The organism is Clavibacter nebraskensis NCPPB 2581, from assembly GCF_000355695.1.
GTDB lineage: Bacteria > Actinomycetota > Actinomycetes > Actinomycetales > Microbacteriaceae > Clavibacter > Clavibacter nebraskensis.
Genome location: NC_020891.1, coordinates 735,030 through 753,655, shown reverse-complemented (window position 1 = coordinate 753,655; position 18,626 = coordinate 735,030). Strand labels below are relative to the sequence as shown.

The 18,626-nt window shown below is 73.5% G+C and carries 14 protein-coding genes; 2 read left to right on the top strand and 12 right to left on the bottom strand.

What is annotated here, in order from left to right:
* Positions 1-73: 73 nt before the first annotated feature.
* The 12 genes from CMN_RS03695 to CMN_RS03640 form a co-directional block, all read right to left on the bottom strand.
* Positions 74-787 (bottom strand): GntR family transcriptional regulator, encoded by a 714-nt coding sequence (locus CMN_RS03695; protein ID WP_015489511.1) that lies wholly within the window; start codon positions 785-787, stop codon positions 74-76.
* A 19-nt stretch (positions 788-806) separates the two neighbouring features.
* Positions 807-2,279, bottom strand: coding sequence for an aminopeptidase P family protein (locus CMN_RS03690; protein WP_015489510.1), 1,473 nt, complete (start codon positions 2,277-2,279; stop codon positions 807-809).
* A complete protein-coding gene (locus CMN_RS03685; RefSeq protein ID WP_015489509.1) occupies positions 2,276-3,583 on the bottom strand; it encodes an alpha/beta fold hydrolase in 1,308 nt (435 codons plus the stop codon). The genes CMN_RS03690 and CMN_RS03685 overlap by 4 nt, the downstream gene beginning before the upstream one ends.
* On the bottom strand, positions 3,580-4,518 hold the full coding sequence (locus CMN_RS03680; RefSeq protein ID WP_015489508.1) for an ATP-binding cassette domain-containing protein: 939 nt from the start codon (positions 4,516-4,518) through the stop codon (positions 3,580-3,582). Before CMN_RS03680 ends, CMN_RS03685 begins: the two co-directional genes overlap by 4 nt.
* Positions 4,515-5,381: an ABC transporter ATP-binding protein gene (locus CMN_RS03675; protein ID WP_015489507.1), complete on the bottom strand. Its 867-nt coding sequence runs from the start codon at positions 5,379-5,381 to the stop codon at positions 4,515-4,517. Before CMN_RS03675 ends, CMN_RS03680 begins: the two co-directional genes overlap by 4 nt.
* The gene (locus CMN_RS03670) at positions 5,378-6,370 is read right to left on the bottom strand and encodes an ABC transporter permease (RefSeq protein WP_015489506.1); all 993 of its coding nucleotides are present in this window, start codon (positions 6,368-6,370) and stop codon (positions 5,378-5,380) included. The genes CMN_RS03675 and CMN_RS03670 overlap by 4 nt, the downstream gene beginning before the upstream one ends.
* Positions 6,367-7,329: an ABC transporter permease gene (locus CMN_RS03665; protein ID WP_015489505.1), complete on the bottom strand. Its 963-nt coding sequence runs from the start codon at positions 7,327-7,329 to the stop codon at positions 6,367-6,369. Before CMN_RS03665 ends, CMN_RS03670 begins: the two co-directional genes overlap by 4 nt.
* Before the next feature lie 3 nt (positions 7,330-7,332).
* Positions 7,333-9,012 (bottom strand): ABC transporter substrate-binding protein, encoded by a 1,680-nt coding sequence (locus CMN_RS03660; RefSeq protein WP_015489504.1) that lies wholly within the window; start codon positions 9,010-9,012, stop codon positions 7,333-7,335.
* A 144-nt stretch (positions 9,013-9,156) separates the two neighbouring features.
* Positions 9,157-11,166: a glycoside hydrolase family 127 protein gene (locus CMN_RS03655; protein ID WP_015489503.1), complete on the bottom strand. Its 2,010-nt coding sequence runs from the start codon at positions 11,164-11,166 to the stop codon at positions 9,157-9,159.
* Between the two features lie 370 nt (positions 11,167-11,536).
* On the bottom strand, positions 11,537-13,423 hold the full coding sequence (gene recQ / locus CMN_RS03650) for a DNA helicase RecQ (RefSeq protein ID WP_015489502.1): 1,887 nt from the start codon (positions 13,421-13,423) through the stop codon (positions 11,537-11,539).
* Between the two features lie 128 nt (positions 13,424-13,551).
* Positions 13,552-13,953 carry a thioredoxin gene (trxA, locus tag CMN_RS03645; RefSeq protein WP_012037481.1) on the bottom strand — a complete coding sequence of 134 codons (402 nt, stop codon included), beginning with the start codon at positions 13,951-13,953 and terminating at the stop codon, positions 13,552-13,554.
* An 85-nt stretch (positions 13,954-14,038) separates the two neighbouring features.
* Positions 14,039-16,186: an ExeM/NucH family extracellular endonuclease gene (locus tag CMN_RS03640; RefSeq protein ID WP_015489501.1), complete on the bottom strand. Its 2,148-nt coding sequence runs from the start codon at positions 16,184-16,186 to the stop codon at positions 14,039-14,041.
* Between the two features lie 299 nt (positions 16,187-16,485).
* Between CMN_RS03640 and CMN_RS03635 the strand changes: the two genes are divergently transcribed.
* Together CMN_RS03635 and iolG are read left to right on the top strand one after the other, a co-directional pair.
* Positions 16,486-17,403 (top strand): sugar phosphate isomerase/epimerase family protein, encoded by a 918-nt coding sequence (locus CMN_RS03635; protein WP_015489500.1) that lies wholly within the window; start codon positions 16,486-16,488, stop codon positions 17,401-17,403.
* A 54-nt stretch (positions 17,404-17,457) separates the two neighbouring features.
* Positions 17,458-18,465 (top strand): inositol 2-dehydrogenase, encoded by a 1,008-nt coding sequence (iolG, locus tag CMN_RS03630; RefSeq protein WP_015489499.1) that lies wholly within the window; start codon positions 17,458-17,460, stop codon positions 18,463-18,465.
* Positions 18,466-18,626 lie beyond the last annotated feature (161 nt).

Genomic DNA, 18,626 nt, shown 5'->3' with positions numbered 1-18,626 from the left:
GGGTGGCGGTCGGCGGTGACAGTAATATGTCACACATCGTTCGCGAGTGGAAGTCCGGCCCTCGACGGGCGGATCAGGCGTCGGGTTCCGCGTGCTCGGGATCCGCCATGCCCGTGGCCTCGTCCTCGCCGCGCCCGGCCCACCACCCGGTGGCGTGCCGGATGTGGCGCACCATCAGCGCGTGCGCCCCGGGACCGTCGCCGGCGACCAGCGCCCGCAGCAGCTCGTGGTGCTCGGCCGCCGAGGCGTCGAGGAGGCTGCTCTCCTTCATCGACGCGAGGCCGACGAGGCGCGTGCGCGAGCGGAGGTCGGCGATGGCGGCCGTGAGCACGGGGTTGCCGAGCATGCGCGTGAGGGAGAGGTGCAGCTCCTGGTCGGCCTCGAGGTACGCGCGGAGGTCCCCGTCGCGCGCGCCCTGCTCGATGCGGTCGGCGAGAGCCTCGAGGCCCGGGAGCGCGCCGTCGGGCAGCCGCCCGGCGAGCCGTTCCATGGCCGGCGCCTCGAGGAGCTGGCGCACCTGCACCAGGTGCCCCAGCTCCTCGTCGCTCACGGCGGTGACGCGGAAGCCCTTGTTGCGGACGGTCTCCACGAAGCCGCGCTTCTCGAGCTCGAGCACGGCCTCGCGGACGGGCGTGGCCGAGACGTCGAAGCGCACGGCGAGCGTGGGGACGGTGATGAGCGTGCCCGGCTCCAGCTCGCCGGAGACGATCGCGGCCGACAGGGCCTGGTGCACGTGCTCGCGCAGGCTCTCGCGCGGGGGTGCGGGTCGCAGTGCGGAGAGGCTCATGCGGATCCTCCTCCTCGGGTCAGGACGGGGATCGCTGCGCCCGCATCCAGGACTCCAGGCCCCGGGCGTCGATCGGCAGCGCGTCCGAGATGACGTCGGACCCCGTCTGCGTCACCACGATATCGTCTTCGATCCGCACGCCGATGCCGCGGAGCTCGGGCGGCACCATCCCGTCGTCCGGCGGGAAGTACAGACCGGGCTCGACCGTCAGCACCATGCCCGCCTCGACCGCGCGGTCGTAGCCGGCGAGGCCGGCGCCCGAGCAGTCGTGCACGTCGAGCCCGAGGTGGTGCCCGATCCCGCAGACGAGCCAGCGCCGGTGGTGCTGCCCGGCGGGCGAGAGCGCCTCGTCGACGGAGACCGGCAGGAGCCCCATGTCGTGCAGGCCCTGGGCGATGACCTCCATAGACGCGTGGTGGAAGTCGAACAGCGGGCGTCCGGGCGCGACGGCGTCGAGGCCCGCGCGGTGGGCGCGCTCCACGACGTCGTGCACGAGCCGCTGCTCGGGCGTGAAGGTGCCGTCGACGGGGATCGTGCGGGTGACGTCGGCCGTGTAGAGGCTGCGCGCCTCCACGCCCATGTCGAGCAGCACGAGCTCGCCGTCGCGGATCGGGCCGTCGCAGCGCACCCAGTGCAGCGTCGTCGCGTGCCCGCCGCCGCCCACGATGGTGGCGTAGCCCGGGCCGGTGCCGACCGTGCGCGCGTGCCGGTCGAACGTGCCCTGCAGCCAGCGCTCGCCGCCCTGGGCCCGGGCCCGCGGGATCTCCCGCACGACCTCCGCGAAGCCCTCGACGGTGTCGTCGACCGCGCGGCGCAGCTCCTCGATCTCCCACGCGTCCTTGATCACGCGCAGCTCGCCGAGCGTCGCCACGAGCACGGGGTCGCGCGGCACGTCGGCGAGCGCGGACGGCACACCGGTGACGGCCCCCGCGCGGCGCACGTCGCGGAGGCCGGCGAGGTCGGGCGCCAAGCGACCTGGGTCGCGCACGGGGATCCCGAGCACGCCCTGCCAGTCGGCGGGCGCGGGTGCGGGGCCGACCCAGAGCTCGCCGTGGTCGGCGTCGGAGTAGAAGCGCGGATCCCCCGGGTGGGCCGGCGCGGGCACGTGCAGGACGGCGTCGTGGCCGCCCGGCACCGCGTGCATCACCAGCACGGCGCCCTCGATCTGCACGCCCGTCAGCCACACGAAATCGCTGTCGGCGCGGAACGCATAGCGGCAGTCGTCGTTGCGCGTGGGCGCGTAGCCGCTCACGACGGCGAGGGTGGCGCCGGGCATCGCGGCGCTCAGGCGGGCCCGGTGCGCGGCCGCCGCCTCGACCGCGCCGGGCACGGTGGTCGGCGTGCGGTCGGGCGTGATCCAGCCGCGCGCCATGAGGTCCTGGAAGGCGGGCACCTCCGCGAGGCGCGGCGGGCGGCGCCCCTCGGGGGTGAAGGGGGCGCGCGGCGCGCCGGGGTCCGTGGCGGGCGTCGTGTCGTGGGTCGTGTCGGTCATCGGGGCAGGCCTCCTCCATCGCGGGCGATCGTGTCCATCAGCCGCCCGAGCACGCCGGGTGCTCCGAGGCCGTCGTGCTCGTGCTCGTTCGTGATCCACGCGCGGACGTTGCCCACGCGCGCGACCGTGTCCTGCTGCAGGCCCGCGTCCACGTACATGTCGTCGTGGTAGATCGCGGCGGCCACGGGCACGTCGTTGGCGGCGAGGCGGGCCGGGTCGTAGAGCTCCGGCCAGTCGTCGCGGCGGGCCATGGCCTCGACGGCGCCGCGGAACGGGCGCAGCAGCCGGATCTCCTCGAACATCCAGGGGTACATCATCTCGCCGGTGAGCAGCAGCGGCCGGGCGGTGGGCGCGAACACCGGGTGCCGGCTCCGCTCCCGCTCGGCGGCCCACGCGGTCGCGGGTCGGGTGCCGGACGCGTAGATGCTCTCCTGCATCGCCGCGAACAGCGGGTTCGCGGCGTAGGAGGTGAGGCGCAGCGCCTCGGCGAGCAGGACGTCCGTGGGGTCGCCGCGCTCGTCGAGCGCCTCGTCGAGGAGGGCGTGGATCCGCTCCCGCCCGGGCGCCATGCCGAGGTCGATGCCGATGGTCTGGAAGCGCTTGACGGTGAGCACGTCGCCGTCGGGCAGGGTCACGTCGCCCACCTGGAGCCGGTCGGCGAGGCGCGACAGGATCCCCACGTCGGCCGGGTAGCGCGCGTGGTAGCCGGCGTTCTTCCGGACCGTGCGCGGGTAGGTCCGGCGGTACACCTCCTCGGCGTCGGGGTCGAGCGAGGCGAGGCCGCCCGTCACGTAGCAGGCCGACAGCGCCTCGGGCGCGAGCGACAGGTACGTGAGCGTGAGGAACCCGCCGTAGCTCTGGCCGAGCGTCGACCAGCGGCGCCCGCCCTCGAGGTGCTGCCGGAGCGCCTCGGCGTCCTGCACGATCGAGTCGGCGCGGAACAGCGCGAGGTACAGGGCGGCGGACTCGTGGTCGTCGCCGAACCGGATCATGGTGCGCGCCGTGACGGGCGTGCTCCTGCCCGTCCCGCGCTGGTCGAGGAGCACGACGCGGTGCGTCCGGAGCGCGTGGCCGATCCAGCCGCCGTCGTCGAGCACGCGCGGCGACTTCCCGCCCGGGCCGCCCTGGAGGTAGAGGAGCGCCGGCAGGTCGTCGCCGCGGCGGTCGGGCGCGACGAGCTCGCGGGCGAACACCGTGATCGTCGTGGTGGGCTCGCCGGCGCGCGCCGCGGCCCAGTCGAGCGGGACCTCGATCTCGTGGTCGGTGACGTGGACGCCGGGGACGGTCGCGGATCCGACGATCACGCGGCCGACCCGCCCGCCGTCTCGATGGCGGTGGTGTCGAGCCCGGCCGCGGCGCGCGCGGCCTGCCGCTTGCGATCCCACTCGGGGTCGATGCGCGGCACGGCGTCGAGCAGCGCGCGCGTGTACGGGTGCTGGGGCCGCTCGAACACGTCGTCGCGCGTGCCCTCCTCCACCACCTTGCCCGAGCTCATCACGGCGACGCGGTCGGAGAGCTGCCGCACGACGGCGAGGTCGTGGGCGATGAACACGTAGCTGAGGCCGCGCTCGCGCTGGAGGTCGCGCAGCAGCGCGATGACGCGCGCCTGCACCGTCACGTCGAGCGCGGAGACCGCCTCGTCGCACACGATGAGGCCCGGGCTCACGGCGAGCGCCCGCGCGATCCCGATGCGCTGGCACTGCCCGCCCGAGAACTGCGCCGGGTAGCGCTGCGCGTGGTCGGGGTTGAGGCCGACGCGGTCGAGCAGGTCGCGCACGAGCTGCCCGTGCCCGCCCGGCGTCGTGATGCCCTGGTAGCGCAAGGGCGCGCTGATGATCTGCTCCACCGTGTGCCGCGGGTTGAGCGACGACGCCGGATCCTGGAACACCACCTGCACCTGCCGCCGGAACTCGCGGAGGGCCGCGCCCTTCGCGTGTGTCACGTCCTCGCCCTTCAGCGCGAACGTGCCGGAGGTCGGGTCGAGCAGGTGCGCGATGATGCGCGCGGTCGTCGACTTGCCGGATCCGGACTCCCCCACGATCGAGAGCGTCTGCCCGGTCGGCACGTCGAGGCTCACGCCGTCGACCGCGAGGAAGCGGCGCACGGGCGGCCGGAGCCCCCGGCCGCCGCGCGTCACGTACTCCTTGGTGAGGTCGCGCGCGGAGAGGAAGGGCTCCGGCGTCGCCGCGGCGGGTGCGGTCGAGGCGGGCGAGGGCGCGGCGGCGTCGTGGCGGCTCATGAGGCGGGTCCCGTCGTCGGTCGGTCGTAGGCGGCGTCGATGCGGGGGATCGCCTCGAGCAGGGCGTGCGTGTACGGATCCTCCGGCGCGGTGAACACGCGCTCGGTGGTGCCGCTCTCGACGCGGTGCCCGCCCTGCATGACGAGCACCTCGTCGGCGAGGGAGGACACGACGGCGAGGTCGTGGGTGATGACGAGCATGCCCATCCCCGTCTCCGCGCGGATGGAGCGCATCAGGTCGAGGATCTGCGCCTGCACCGTCACGTCGAGCGCGGTGGTCGGCTCGTCGGCGATGAGCAGCTCGGGCTCGAGGCACAGCGCCATCGCGATCATGATGCGCTGGCGCATGCCGCCCGAGAACTGGTGCGGGTAGTGGTCGACGCGCGTCGAGGCCTCCTTGATCCCGACCCGGTCGAGGGCCGCGACGACGGTCGACCGCACGGACTTCCGGGAGCCGGAGCGATGCGACCGGTAGGCCTCCTCGATCTGCAGCCCCACCGTGTAGTAGGGGTTGAGCGAGGAGAGCGGATCCTGGAACACCATCGCCATGCGGTCGCCCCGCATCGCGCGCAGCTCCTTGTCCGTCCGGCCGACGAGCTCCTCGCCGGCGAGCTTGATGCTGCCGGTGACCTTCCCTCCGCGGGGCACGAGCCCCATCACGGCGAGCGAGGTCATCGACTTGCCCGACCCCGACTCCCCCACGATGCCGAGCGTGCTGTCCGGCTCCACGCGGAAGGAGAGGTTGTTCACCACCTCGACCGGCCCCCGCGAGGTGGGGAACGCGATGGTGAGGTGGTCGACCTCGAGCAGCGGGGTCCCGGGGACGGCGCGGGCGGGCGGCTGATGCGGTGCGGTGGCGGTCACGAGGTGATCCTCACTCGGGGGTCGAGCACGGTGTACAGCACGTCGACGACCACGTTCCCGACGACTACGAAGGCCGCGGCGAGGAGCGTGACGCCCATGATCACGGGCTGGTCGTTCTTGGCGATGGAGTCGGCGGCGAGCTTGCCGGCGCCGTTGAGGCCGAAGATGCTCTCGGCGATCAGGGCGCCGCCGAGCAGGCCGGCGAAGTCCATGCCGAACAGCGTGACGACGGGCGTGAGAGACGGCCGGAGCGCGTGGCGGCGGATCACGAGCGACGCCGACAGGCCCTTGGCCCGCGCGGTGCGCAGGTAGTCCTCCTGGAGCGTGTCGAGCACGTTGGCCCGCACGATCCGCGCGTACACGGATGCGTAGCCGAGCGCGACCACGATCCACGGCATGAGGTACGAGTCGAACCACATGACGGGGTCGTCGGAGAACGCCACGGACTGCGGGAACGGCAGGATCTGCAGCTGCACGACGAGCACGTACTGCAGGAGCAGCGCGGCGAAGGTCGTCGGCACGCTGATCCCGGCGAGCGCCGCCGCCATCGCGGTCCGATCCCACACGCTGCCCTGCTTGATCGCGCTGACCAGGCCGCCGGCCACGCCGAAGACGACCCAGAGGACCGCCGCGCCGACCGCGATCGTGATGCTCACGGGCAGGCGGGACAGCAGCAGGTCGAGCACGGGCTGCTGCGTCTGGAAGCTGAAGCCCAGGCAGGGCGCGGAGCACTGGATCGCCGTCGGGCCGTCGCCGTAGGTGCGACCCGTGAAGATCCCGGTGACGAAGTCGCCGTACTGCGCCCAGAACGGCCGGTCGAGGCCGAGGAGCTGGCGGATGGAGTCGATCTTGTCCGGCGTGCAGGTCTTGCCGCAGATGGTGACGGCGGGGTCCGGCTGGAGCAGGAAGAAGATCATGTAGGTGAACAGGCTGATGAGCGCGAGCACGATCAGCGCGGATCCGGCGCGGCGGAGGAGGTAGCCGATCATGCCGCCTCCCCCTGCTCGAGCGCGCTGCGGAGGTGGTCGCCGAAGACCGTGAACGACAGCACCGTGAGGAAGAGGAACGAGCCCGGCACGATGAAGTACGCGGAGTCGACCGTGTACCAGTTCACCGAGTCGGCGATCATCTGGCCCCAGGACGGCGTCGGCGGCAGCACGCCCACGCCGAGGAAGGACAGGGCCGCCTCGGTGCCGATGTAGCCCGGCACCGCGAGCGTGGCCAGCACGATGACGGTGCCGCGCAGGTTCGGCAGCACCTCCCGGAAGATCACGCCCATCGACGAGGCGCCGGATGCCCGGGCCGCCTCCACGAAGTCGCGGGTGCGGATGGTCATGGTCTGGCCGCGCACGATGCGCGCCGTGTACGGCCAGCCGAAGACGCTGAGCACCAGGACGAGCAGCGCCGGGCGGTTGCCCGCGGGCAGGGCCGAGAGGATCGCGATCATGAAGATCAGCGCCGGGAAGGCCATGAGGAAGTCCATGACCCGCGACACGATCTGGTCAACGATCCCGCCGAAGTAGCCGGCGACCATGCCCGCGACCACGCCGACGGCCGTGGTGACGACCGTCGCGGAGACCGCGATGAGCATCGACACCCGGGCGCCGTACGCGATGCGGGCGAAGATGTCGCGCCCGTTCTGCGGCTCCACGCCGAACCAGTGCGAGGCGCTCACGCCGCCGAACGGGCCGATGGGCAGGCCGCCGAGGACGGGGTCCACGGCCGTCGCGTCGAAGGCCGTGGGGCCCCAGCCGGTGATCCCGGACAGGAGCGGCGCGAACACCGCGAGGATCAGCACGAACACCATGAACACGACGCTGGCGATGACGGACGGCTTCGACCGGAGGGCGGCGACCACGCGCTTGGCCGGCGTGACGGCGGGCGGCCGTCCCGTTGGGTAGGCGGGGGCCGAGTCGGGCGCCGAGGCGCCCTGCAGGGTGGCGGTCACCGCCTACTTCCCCGTGTGGAGGCCGATGGTGGCGAAGTCCGGGGCCCCGTTGTAGAGCGGGCTCGAGTACGCGTTCCGCACGTTCTGCCCCAGCACGAGCACGGCCTGGCCGTAGAGGAGCGGCACCACGGGGGCCAGCTGCTGCACCTGCTCGTCGAGGTCTCCCCATGCGGCGTCCGCGGCCTTCAGGTCGGTCATGGCCGAGACCTCGTCGATCTTCGCGTTGATCGCGGGGTCGTCGATCTGCGACAGGTTGCTGTTGCCCTTCTCGGGGATCTGGCGTCCGTCGAACAGGATGGGGAGCACCGTGCTGGCGGAGTTCCAGTCGGGGCACCAGCCGGCCTCGGCCGCGTCGTGCTGCTGCGAGGTGGTGGCGATGGTCTCGTTGTAGGTCGCCGTGTCGAGGAGGTTGATCGCGACGGTGATCCCGACGCGGGCGAGGGACTGCTGGAGCGCCTCCGCCGCCTTCTGCGACGTCGGCACGCTGGCCACGTCGAGCGTGATCGTGAAGCCGTCCTGCAGGCCCGCCTCGGCGAGGAGCGCCTTGGCCTTGTCGACGTCGCCCGCGCTGTCGGTGCTGGGGTAGAGGTCGAAGTCCTTGTGGCCGGGGACGCTGCGGGTGAGGATCGTCGACGCGGGCTCCGCGATCATGGGGCCGCCGGCCACGTCGGCGAGCGACTTCTTGTCCACGGCGTAGGCGATGGCCTGCCGCACGCGCACGTCGCCCAGGTGCGGCTTCGTCGTGTTGAGCGCGAGGTACGTGGTGCAGCCGCTGTCGCCCGAGACGGTGCGCGCCTTGATCTGCGGCGTCTGGATGCGGGAGACGGACGCGGCGGTGATCCCGTAGGCGATGGCGTTCGCGTCGTCGCCCTGTCCGGCGATCATGCGCTCGTCGATGGTGGCCTGGTCGAGCCCCATCGTGAACTGCCACTCGTCCGGCTTGGCGGTCCTGACCTCGTCGGTGGACGCGTCCCACTCGGGGTTGCGCACGAGCGTGAGGGACTGGCCGGGCGTCCGGGCGCTCACCTTGTACGGGCCGGAGGAGATGGGCTGCTGGTCCACGCTCGTCACCGTGACGCGGTCCTTGTCCACGGGGAACGGGACGAACGTGCTCTGCGCCGTGACGCTCGCGAACTCCGGCACGGAGCGGTTGAGGTGGAAGACGATGGTCTTCTCGTCGGGGGTCTCGATGGAGGCCAGGTCGCCCGACTGGTACGGGCCCTTGTAGGCGTCGCCGCCCTCGAGGTACATGCGTGCGTAGGGCGAGCCGATGGCGAGCGCGGGGTCGAAGGACCGCTCCACGCCGAACTTCATCGACTGGCTCGTGATCGGGGAGCCGTCCTCGAACTTCAGCCCGTCCTTGAGCGTGAAGGTCCACTCGGTCGCGTCGGCGTTCGGCGTGCCGGTGTCGGTGGCGAGGTCGGGCGCGATCGTAGCGCCGTCCTTGCCGGTGGTCGTGGTGAGCGTGCGGTAGATGAGCCGGTAGACGTCCGCGAGGTCGGTCTCGTAGCCCATCGCGGGGTCCAGGTGCGGGAAGTCCGACACCTGCAGCACGTGCATGGTGCCGCCGGTGTCGGCGGGGCCGGTGATGTCGGCGGCGGCCTTGCCGCCGGCGCCGGCGCAGGACGTGAGGGCGAGGCTGGCGGCGAGGGCCAGCCCGACTGCGGTGATTCGTCTGTTCATCGGACTCTCGTTTCGTGGAGGGCGGCCGAGGCGCACCGGGTGGGGAGTGACGGACGGGGTCGTGCGATGGAGGGATGGGGAAGCGGAGGTGCGCGCGATCGCCCCGCATCGGGTGGATCCGTGGGCGTGCGCGGGGAGGGCGGCTCAGCCGGTGTCGGCGGCGCGGATCCAGACCCGCATGGCGGCGGGCGACCGGTTGCCCCAGAGGGCGTACGGCACGAGCACGGCGTCGACGGGGTCGGCCGACGCGGCGGGGACGGTGGCGCCGGGGACGACCTCGGGGTAGAGCTCGTCCGGTGCGGGGAGCGCGCGGCGGAGGCGGACGGCGAGCGCGAGGCCCGGTCCGGTCTCCGCGCGCGCGTCCGACGCGGGACCCCACGGGTCGGCGACGGGGAGCGGCACGGGTCGCGCCGCCGCCAGGTCGCGCGGGTCGAGGAGCAGGTCGTCGACGGGTGCGCCGGCGTCCTCCTGCTCGACCGCGTAGACGACCGGTCCGCGCGCCACCGCGAGGGTCCCCCGGGTGGCGTCGAGGTGCGGGTGGGATCCGAGGGCGCGCACGGGCATGTCCAGCTCGACCACGAGCGCGTCCCCGGCGGCCCAGGCGCGGGTGGCGCGGATCCACCGGTCGCCGGCCTCCGCGTCGACCTGCACCTCGGACCCGTCGGCGCCCGACACGACCGCGGTCGCGGAGCGGCACCAGCCCGGGCGGCGGATCACGATGCCGGTCTCCGCGCCGGATGCGCGCAGCACCTCGACGCGCACGGCGCCGTCCCACGGGTACGCGGTCGTCACGCGGACGTCGATCTCGTCGGTGCGGATCGCGCACGCGGCCGGGTGCGCGATCACGAGGTCGTCGCCTTCCGCGACCGCGACGTGGTCCTGCAGCTCGCTCATCCAGCGCACGATGTTCGGCGGGCAGCACGGGCAGGTGAACCACGGGCGGCGCATCAGCTCGCCCTCGGTCTCGGCGCCCGACTGCGCGTGGTGGTCCGGGCGGCGCTGGAGCGGGTTGTCGTAGAAGAAGCCCGTGCCGTCGGCGGAGAGACCGACCGCGTAGGCATTGAGCAGCACGGTCTCGTGGGTGTCAAGGAAGCGCGGCTCGCCCGTGGCGAGGAAGAGGCGCCACGCCCACTGCATCACCGCGATGGCCGCGCAGGTCTCGCTGTAGGACCGCTCGCTCGGCAGCTCGTAGGCGTCGCCGATCGCCTCGTCCGAGTGACGGCTGCCGAGCCCGCCGGTGACGTAGAGGCGGGTGCGCACCGCGTCGTCGAACAGGCGGACGGATGCGGCGAGCAGCTCGGCGTCGCCCGTCTCCGTCGCCACGTCCGTCGCACCCGCGGCGAGGTAGGCCATGCGGACGGCGTGACCCGTGACGGCGGGCATCTCGCGGAAGGGGTGCGCGTCCTGGAAGTACTCGGCGGGGAAGATCCGCGTGGCGACCGTGCCGCGCCCGCGCCGGTCGATGAACGCGGCGGCGAGGTCGAGGTACGCGCGCTCCCCCGTCTCGCGGGAGAGCTCGACGAGCGCCATCTCGACCTCGGGGTGGCCGCAGACCGCGACGCGTCCGCCGGGGCCGAACTCCCGCACCGCGGCGTCGGCGAAGCGGCGGGCCACGGCGAGGAGCCGGCCGTCGCCGCCCTGCCGGGATTCGGCGACGGCGGCCTGGATCAGGTGCCCGAGGTTGTAGAGCTCGTGGCCCCAGGCGAGGTCGGACCAGGGCTCGCGGTCGGATCCCGGCCGCTGCACGTACGAGCCGATGTAGCCGTCGTCCGCCTGCACGCGCTCGAGCACGTCCGCGGCCTCGTCGAGGAAGGCGCGCATCTCCGGGCTCGCGGCACCGCGTCCGACCTCGTAGGCGATGCCCTCGAGGGTCTTGTAGACGTCGGTGTCGAGGAACGGGTAGCGGGGCAGGGGCCGCTCGCCCGGCCCGTCGACGGCCGCGCGGAGGTCGTCGAGGTTGCCGGCGGCGGTCATGGACGCGATGGCGTGGGGGATGGTCCGGGCCCGGTTGCGCTCCTGCCACGCCCCGAGCAGACCGCCCTCGAGGGTGACGGCGTCGGCGCCCAGCGGTCGGCGTGATCCGGTGCTGGGGAGGACGGCAGCGCGGCCGCGCCCCGTGCGGACAGCGTCCGCATCCGCTCCTGTCACTGCCATGGCGCTCCCTCGTCCGGCCTTGGGCAGCCGGTGGTAGGTGACATATTACAAATACGCCATACGGTGTTGGCAATCCCGATGAAGCGTCTGCGGCCTCCCGTTACACGGTGTTTACATGCGGGGTCCTCACGGCCGCTCGCGTGCGGCCCGCACGCCTTACCACGCCTCGCCCGCTCCCCACAGCCCGCGTGGAGCCCGCGGCCGGACCAGTACGATCGTGGGCAACGGCGACAGCTCTTCGGGTGAGCTGTCCCGCCAGCGCCGGGCCGGTCTTCGGGTAAAAGTCGGCCGTGTGCGCGGCTCGGTCCCGCAGCCCTCGAGGCTCGGGACCGGGTCCCTCTCCCCCGCCGAGCGCAGGTCGGCCGGTGCCCTACTCGGCCGCGGCGGACCCGGCGGCGACGACCGCGAGCAGCCCCGCGCCGTACGTGTCGAGCTTCTTCTGGCCGATGCCCGTGATCCCGGCGAGCTGACCGAGGTCCTGCGGGCGCACCGTCGCGACCTCGCGCAGGGTCACGTCGGCGAACACCACGTACGCGGGGACGCCCTGCTCCTTGGCCTGCTCCGAGCGCCAGGCCCGGAGCGCCTCGAAGAGCCCCTGCGCCTCCTCGGGGAGGTCGACCACCTGGCCGCCCTTCGCGCGCGTGGTGCGGGTGCCGCGGCCGCGCACGATGCGCTCGGGCTCCTGCCGCATGGGCACCTGGCGGGATCCGCTGAGGACGTCGCCGCTGCCCGCGGTGATGACGAGCGTGCCGTAACCGTCGTCGCTCACGCCGAGCAGGCCCTGCGCGAGGAGCTGGCGGACGACGCCGCGCCACTGGACGTCGGTGAGCTCGCCGCCGATGCCGAAGGTGGCGAGCTGGTCGTGCCCCTGCTGGCGGACGCGGTCGGTCTCGTTGCCGAGCAGGATGTCGATGAGGTGCGCCGCCCCGAAGCGCTGGTTCCGCTCGCGCTGCAGCCGCACGATCGTGGACAGTAGCTTCTGCGAGGGCACCGTGGCGTCCCACGTCTCGACGGGCTCGAGGCACGTGTCGCAGTTGCCGCACGGACCCGTCTCCTCGCCGAAGTAGCGCAGGAGCTGCACGCGGCGGCAGCCGACCGTCTCGCACAGCGCGAGCATCGCATCGAGGTGCTGGGAGAGCCGGCGGCGGTGCTGCGCGTCGCCCTCGGACTGGTCGATCATGCGGCGCTGCTGCACGACGTCCTGCAGGCCGTAGGCGAGCCAGGCGGTGGACGGTAGGCCGTCGCGGCCCGCGCGCCCGGTCTCCTGGTAGTAGCCCTCGATGGACTTCGGCAGGTCGATGTGGGCGACGAAGCGCACGTCGGGCTTGTCGATGCCCATGCCGAACGCGATGGTGGCGCACATGACGATGCCGTCCTCGCGGAGGAAGCGCGCCTGGTTGCGCTGGCGGACGGCCGCGTCGAGGCCCGCGTGGTACGGCAGCGCGGTGATCCCCTGCTTGTTCAGCGCCTCGGCCGTCTGCTCGACGGTCTTGCGGCTCAGGCAGTAGACGATGCCGGGGTCGCCCGCGTGCTCGTTCCGGATGAGGTCGACCAGCTGCTTGCGCGGCTCGGCCTTGGGGACGATGCGGTAGCGGATGTTCGGGCGGTCGAACGAGGAGACGAAGTGGCGCGCGTCCTGGAGGCCCAGGCGCGCGGTGATGTCGGCGTGCGTGGCCTCGTTGGCCGTGGCGGTGAGCGCGATGCGCGGGACCTCCGGCCAGCGCTCCTGCAGCATCGACAGCGCCAGGTAGTCCTTGCGGAAGTCGTGGCCCCACTGGGAGACGCAGTGCGCCTCGTCGATGGCGAAGAGGGCGATGCGGGCCTCGTCGAGGAGGCGGCCCATCCGGTCGAGGATGAGGCGCTCGGGAGCGAGGTAGAGCAGGTCGAGGTCGCCGTCGAGCAGGGCGCGCTCGACCGCGCGGCTCGTCTCGAGGTCCTGCGTGGAGTTGAGGAACGCGGCCCGGACGCCGACGGCGCGCAGCGCGTCGACCTGGTCCTGCATGAGGGCGATGAGCGGCGAGATGACGACGCCCGTGCCCTCGCGGACCAGGCTCGGGATCTGGTAGCAGAGCGACTTGCCGCCGCCCGTGGGCATGAGCACGAGCGCGTCGCCGCCGCCGATGACGTGCTCGACGATCTCCTGCTGGTCGCCGCGGAAGGCGTCGTACCCGAAGACCGTGCCGAGGCACTCGAGGGCGGGGGCCAGGGCGGCGCCGGACGCGACGGATCCGGCGGGAGCGGGAGGGGTGGAGGTCATCGGGGCAATCGTATCCGGGGCGTGCTCCGCGGACGGCGGGGAGAGGGGCGGTGGGGACACGGACGGCCCCTCCCGGATGGGGAGGGGCCGTCGGCGCCGATCAGCCGCGGATGCGGATCAGCCGCGGGTCAGATCGCGGTCGGGTCGGCGCTGGCGCCGGGCGTGGCCTGCGCGGCCTCGGCGGCGGCCTGCTCCTTGAGGGCGGCCACGTCGACGGCGCGCACCTCCTCGATGAGCGACTCGAGCGCCGGGGCGGGCAGCGCGCCGGCCTGGCTGAAGATCAGCGTCTGGTCCTTGAAGATCATGAGCGTCGGGATGGCGGAGATGTTCGCCTGCTGCGCGAGGAACTGCTGCGCCTCGGTGTCGACCTTGCCGTGGACGATGTCGGCGTGCTTCTCGCTCGACTTGTCGAAGACGGGCGCGAACTGCTTGCAGGGGCCGCACCAGTCGGCCCAGAAGTCGACGACGACGATGCCGTTGGAGTCGACGATGCTCTCGAAGTTCTCGGCGGTCAGCTCGGTGGTGGCCATGGTGCGTCCTCTTCTCGTGCTCGGTTCGTGCGGTCTCGGGGTGCAACCGGGCGCGCGGTCCGCGCATTCCGCGTGCGGCGGGCGGCTACCGGACGAGGACGATCGACGGCCAGACGGTGCTCGACCCCTTGGCCCCGGAGTCGCCCGCGTAGCTCGCGGTGATGAGGTGGATCCCGCGGGAGAGCCTCGGCAGCGTGACGGTCGCGCGGCCGGCGTCGGCGTCGGTGACGTCGACGGAGGTGATCGCCCGGCCCCGGTCGAGGACCTGCACGCGGCCGGCCACGGGAGCGCCGCCCGCCTGCAGCCGCAGGGAGTACGCCACGGCCTGTCCGCTGCGGACGAGCAGGCGGTCGGCGTACCCGACGAGGGTCGACGCGTCGCGGATCGTGTCGAGGCCGACCTTGACGGGGTCGTGGTCGCTGGAGCGGAAGGCGCTGGATCCGTCGGTCGCGGCCCCGCCGTACTCGCGCGCCGCCCACTCGGGCGCGTTGATGTCCCACACCCCGACGCCCGTGACGCGCTCGGCGCCGGCGCGGGTCACGAGCACGTGGTCGAGGGATCCCACCTCGCCGTCGAAGGAGTACGTGCGCTCGCCCGGCGCCTTGGCGGCCACGAGGTCGACGAAGCCGGCGTCGCGGAGTGCCTGGATCGGGTCCTCCTCGGAGTAGGCGTTGAAGTCGCCGAGCAGGTAGAGGAGGTCGGATCCGCTCGACGCCTGCAGCTCGGACGCGAAGCGCGCGACGGCCTCCGCCTGCGCGACGCGGTCGGCGTTGAAGAAGCCCTGGCCGTCCGCCGGCTGCGTGCCGGATCCCGACTTCGACTTGAGGTGGTTCGCGACCACCGTGAACGTCTGGTCGCCGCCGCGGAACGCCTGGGCGATCGGCTCGCGGGCGTTGCCCCACACCGTCTCGTCGATCTGCGTGGCGGCCGCCCCGACCGGCGTGACGGCGTCGGTGCGGTAGATGATCGCGTTCTGGATCTCGTCGGTCGGCGTCGACGCGAGCGCGGCGGGCGTGCGCACGTAGTCCCAGACCTTCTTCCCGGCGGCGTCGTTCAGGCCGCGCACGAGGTCGGCCGTCGCGGTGTCCGCGGGCTCCCCGAAGCGGGTCGAGTTCTCGATCTCCATCAGCGTCACGACCTGCGCGTCGAGGCCGGTGATCGCCGTGACGATCTTGGCGCGCTGCTTCCGGAACTCCTCCGCGGTGGCCGCGCCGCGCTCCCCGAGCGTCGTGAAGTAGTTGAGGACGTTGAACCCGGCGATGCGCACGTCGCCGCCCACCTCGGGCGAGGACGCGGGGCGCGGGTTCCCGCTCGTGAAGGTCGGCACCCGGCCGGCCGCGTCGAGCGAGGTGACGGGCGTCGTGGGCTGGAGGCGCCAGTCGTCGAAGCCGTAGGCGAGCACGTAGGGCGTGGTCGGGAAGACGGGGACGTCGCCGTTGCGCACCACGCGGTCGGCCGAGTAGTACGGCTGCGTCGCGCCCGCGGGGTACGCGGCGTTGGTGAGCTGGATGTTGTAGCCGTCGTCGAGGAGGAGCCGGCGCGCCCGGTTGTCGGCGGTGATCCGGTCGGCCTCGGCACCCGGGCGCACGACGTCGGTGGCCTTCACGGGCAGGTCGGCGCCGGCGCTCAGCCAGAGCGTGCCGTACGTGTCGAGCTGGTGCGCGGATCCGACGCGGTAGTCGCCCGTGGGCGTCACGAGCATGCTCTCGAGCGACTCGCGGTCGGCGCCGCGGAGCGTGTCGGGGAGCGGGGTGGCGGCGGGCACCCCGACGCCGGCCCGCACGAGGTCGGTCGCGGTCGCGGCGACCTGGGTCTGGCCCTGGCGCTCCGACGCGGTGCCCGTGACGCGGACCAGGTCGCCGATCGCGACGGCCGGGTCCTGGCCGCCGAGGTAGACGAAGACGCCGTCGGAGGCGCCGGGCGTCGCGTCGGTCCCGCCGCCCGAGCCGGGGGTCTGGATCACGACGCCCGCGTAGCCGCTCGCCCCTCGGTAGTCGGCGGTGACGACGCCCTCGACCGTGACGACGCGGCCGGCGAACGGGGTCGTGCTGCCGCTGCCCTGCACGTCGGCGATGGCGACGGTCGCGGCCTCGGCGGGCGACGCGACGAGCGCGGAGAGGCCGAGGGCCAGGGCGGTCGCGACGGCGAGCGGGCGGGCGACGCGGCGGGCCCCCACGGGGCCGCTCCCCCTGCCCGTGGCGGCGGATGCGGGTGCGGTCTCGGTGTCGTGCATGGCGTCGTCCCCCTCGGCGTCGCGGGTTCCCCCGCACGGGGGATCTCCCGTCGAGCGTAGGCCGGGCGCGACCGCGGGCGGCGGGTCGCAACCGGATCGTCACCGGCTCGTCATGCGCTCGACGCGGCGCGACGACGCGGGCCGGTCGGGACCATGGCGGAGGACCTCTCCCACGTACTATCGTCAGGACAAACATCCGCCCGCCGGCCACGAGGAGCAGTGCGACGCCGCATGGTCCAGACCCGCACCACCCCCGCGCCCCGCGCCGCCGTGACTGCCCACCCGACGGGATCCGCCGCGTGAGGGCCACTGTCGCCGGCGCCCCCGTGAGCTTCGGGGTGTTCGAGCTGACGCCCGAGGGCACCGAGGTCGTGCCCCCCGACGACATGGTGGAGGCGCTGGCCGAGACCGGGTACGCGGGGATCGACCTGGGGCCCGTCGGCTACCTCGGGCGCGGGCGGGAGCTGCGCGACCGGCTCACGGGCGCGGGCCTCGAGCTCGCCGGCGGCTGGATCCAGCTCCCCCTCTCCGACGACGACGCGTTCGAGGCGTCCCTGCCCGAGCTGCACGCGTCGCTGCGCGTGTTCCAGGAGGCGGCCGAGGCCGGACCCGGGCGGCTGCCGCTGCCGACGCTCGCTGATTCCGGATCCGCGCCCCGCGCCGCCGCCCCGGGCCGCGGCGCCGAGGCCGACCCGCTCGACGACGCCGCGTGGTCGCGCCTCGTCCGCAACACCGCGCGTGCGGCGGAGATCACGCGCGCCGCGGGCTTCGAGCCCACGTTCCACCACCACGCGGGCACGTTCGTGGAGTCGCCCGAGGAGATCGACCGGTTCCTCGACCAGGTCGACGTCGGTCTCACGCTCGACACCGGCCACCTCGTCATCGCGGGCGGCGACCCACTCGCGGCGATCTCCCGCTGGGGGTCGCGGATCACCCACCTGCACCTCAAGGACGTCGACGCCGCCGAGCTCCGCCGCGTGCTCGCCGCGGGCGGCGGCATGCGCGAGGTGTGGTCCTCCGGCGCGTTCGTGGCATTCGGCCGGGGCGACGTCGACCTCGCGAGCGTGATGACCGCGATCGAGGCGCAGGGCTACGACGGCTGGGTGGTGGTCGAGCAGGACGTGCTCAACGCGCCCGACGCCGACATCCGCCGCTTCCGGGCCGAGCGCACGGAGGACCAGCGCGTCAACCGCGAGGCGCTCCGCGCCTGGGCCTGACCTGGCGCCCACCCCGGCGCACCCGCATCCACCACCACACACGAGGACGGCGACATGACCACCACCCCCCTGCGCTTCGGCCTGATCGGCACCGGCCGCATCGGCCAGGTCCACGCCGCCAACATCGCCGCGGATCCCGACGCCGAGCTCGCGTGGATCTGCGACCCGTTCGTCGACGGCGCCCGCGCGCTCTCCGCCCGCCTCGGCGGCACGGTCACGGAGGACGCGGCGGAGATGATGGCGTCGGGCGGCATCGACGCGGTCCTCATCGCCTCGCCCACGCCCACGCACGTCGACCTCATCGCCGCCGCGATCGACCACGGCCTGCCCGTGCTGTGCGAGAAGCCCATCGACCTCGACATCGCGCGGGTCGACGCCCTCCTCCCCCGCGTGCTCTCCTCCGGCGTGCCGGTGGCGCTCGGCTTTAACCGCCGCTTCGACCCGGCGTTCGCGGAGGCGCGCGCCCGCGTGGCCGCGGGCGAGATCGGCGCGCTCGAGCAGCTGTCGATCACGAGCCGCGACCCGGCCGCGCCGCCCGCCGCGTACGTGGGGGTCTCCGGCGGCATCTTCCGCGACATGACCATCCACGACCTCGACATGGCCCGGTACTTCCTGCCCGACATCGTCGAGGTGCAGGCGACCGGATCCACCACGTTCGACCCGGGCGCCCGCGAGCACGGCGACTTCGACACGGCGGTCGTGACGCTCCGCGCGTCCACCGGCGCGCTCGTGGTCATCACGAACTCGCGGCACAGCGCCGTGGGCTACGACCAGCGGATCGAGGCGTTCGGGTCGCGCGGATCCCTGCAGGTGGCGAACGCGCTCACGAGCCTCGTGAGCGTCTCGAACGCCACGAGCGTCGAGGGCAAGCCGCCCTACCAGGACTTCTTCCTGGAGCGCTACGCCGCCGCGTACGTCGCCGAGCTGCGCGCCTTCATCCGCCTGGCCCGGGGCGAGGCCTCCGACAGCCCGACGTTCGCCGACGGCCGCGCGGCGCTCCTGCTCGCCGACGCGGCGCAGCGCTCGGCCGAGGAGCGCGTGGCGGTGGCCGTCTCGCTCTGACCCGGGAGGGGACCGACGGAGGATCCGCCCGACCGCGCGCACCGCGGTCGGGTGTCGTCGCGCGCGGCGGGTCCCGAGGAGGCGGCAGACTGGAGGCTCGGATCCGTCGGGGAGACCGCCGGACGACGATGGGTCACGACAGGGATCCGTCTTGTCAGCAT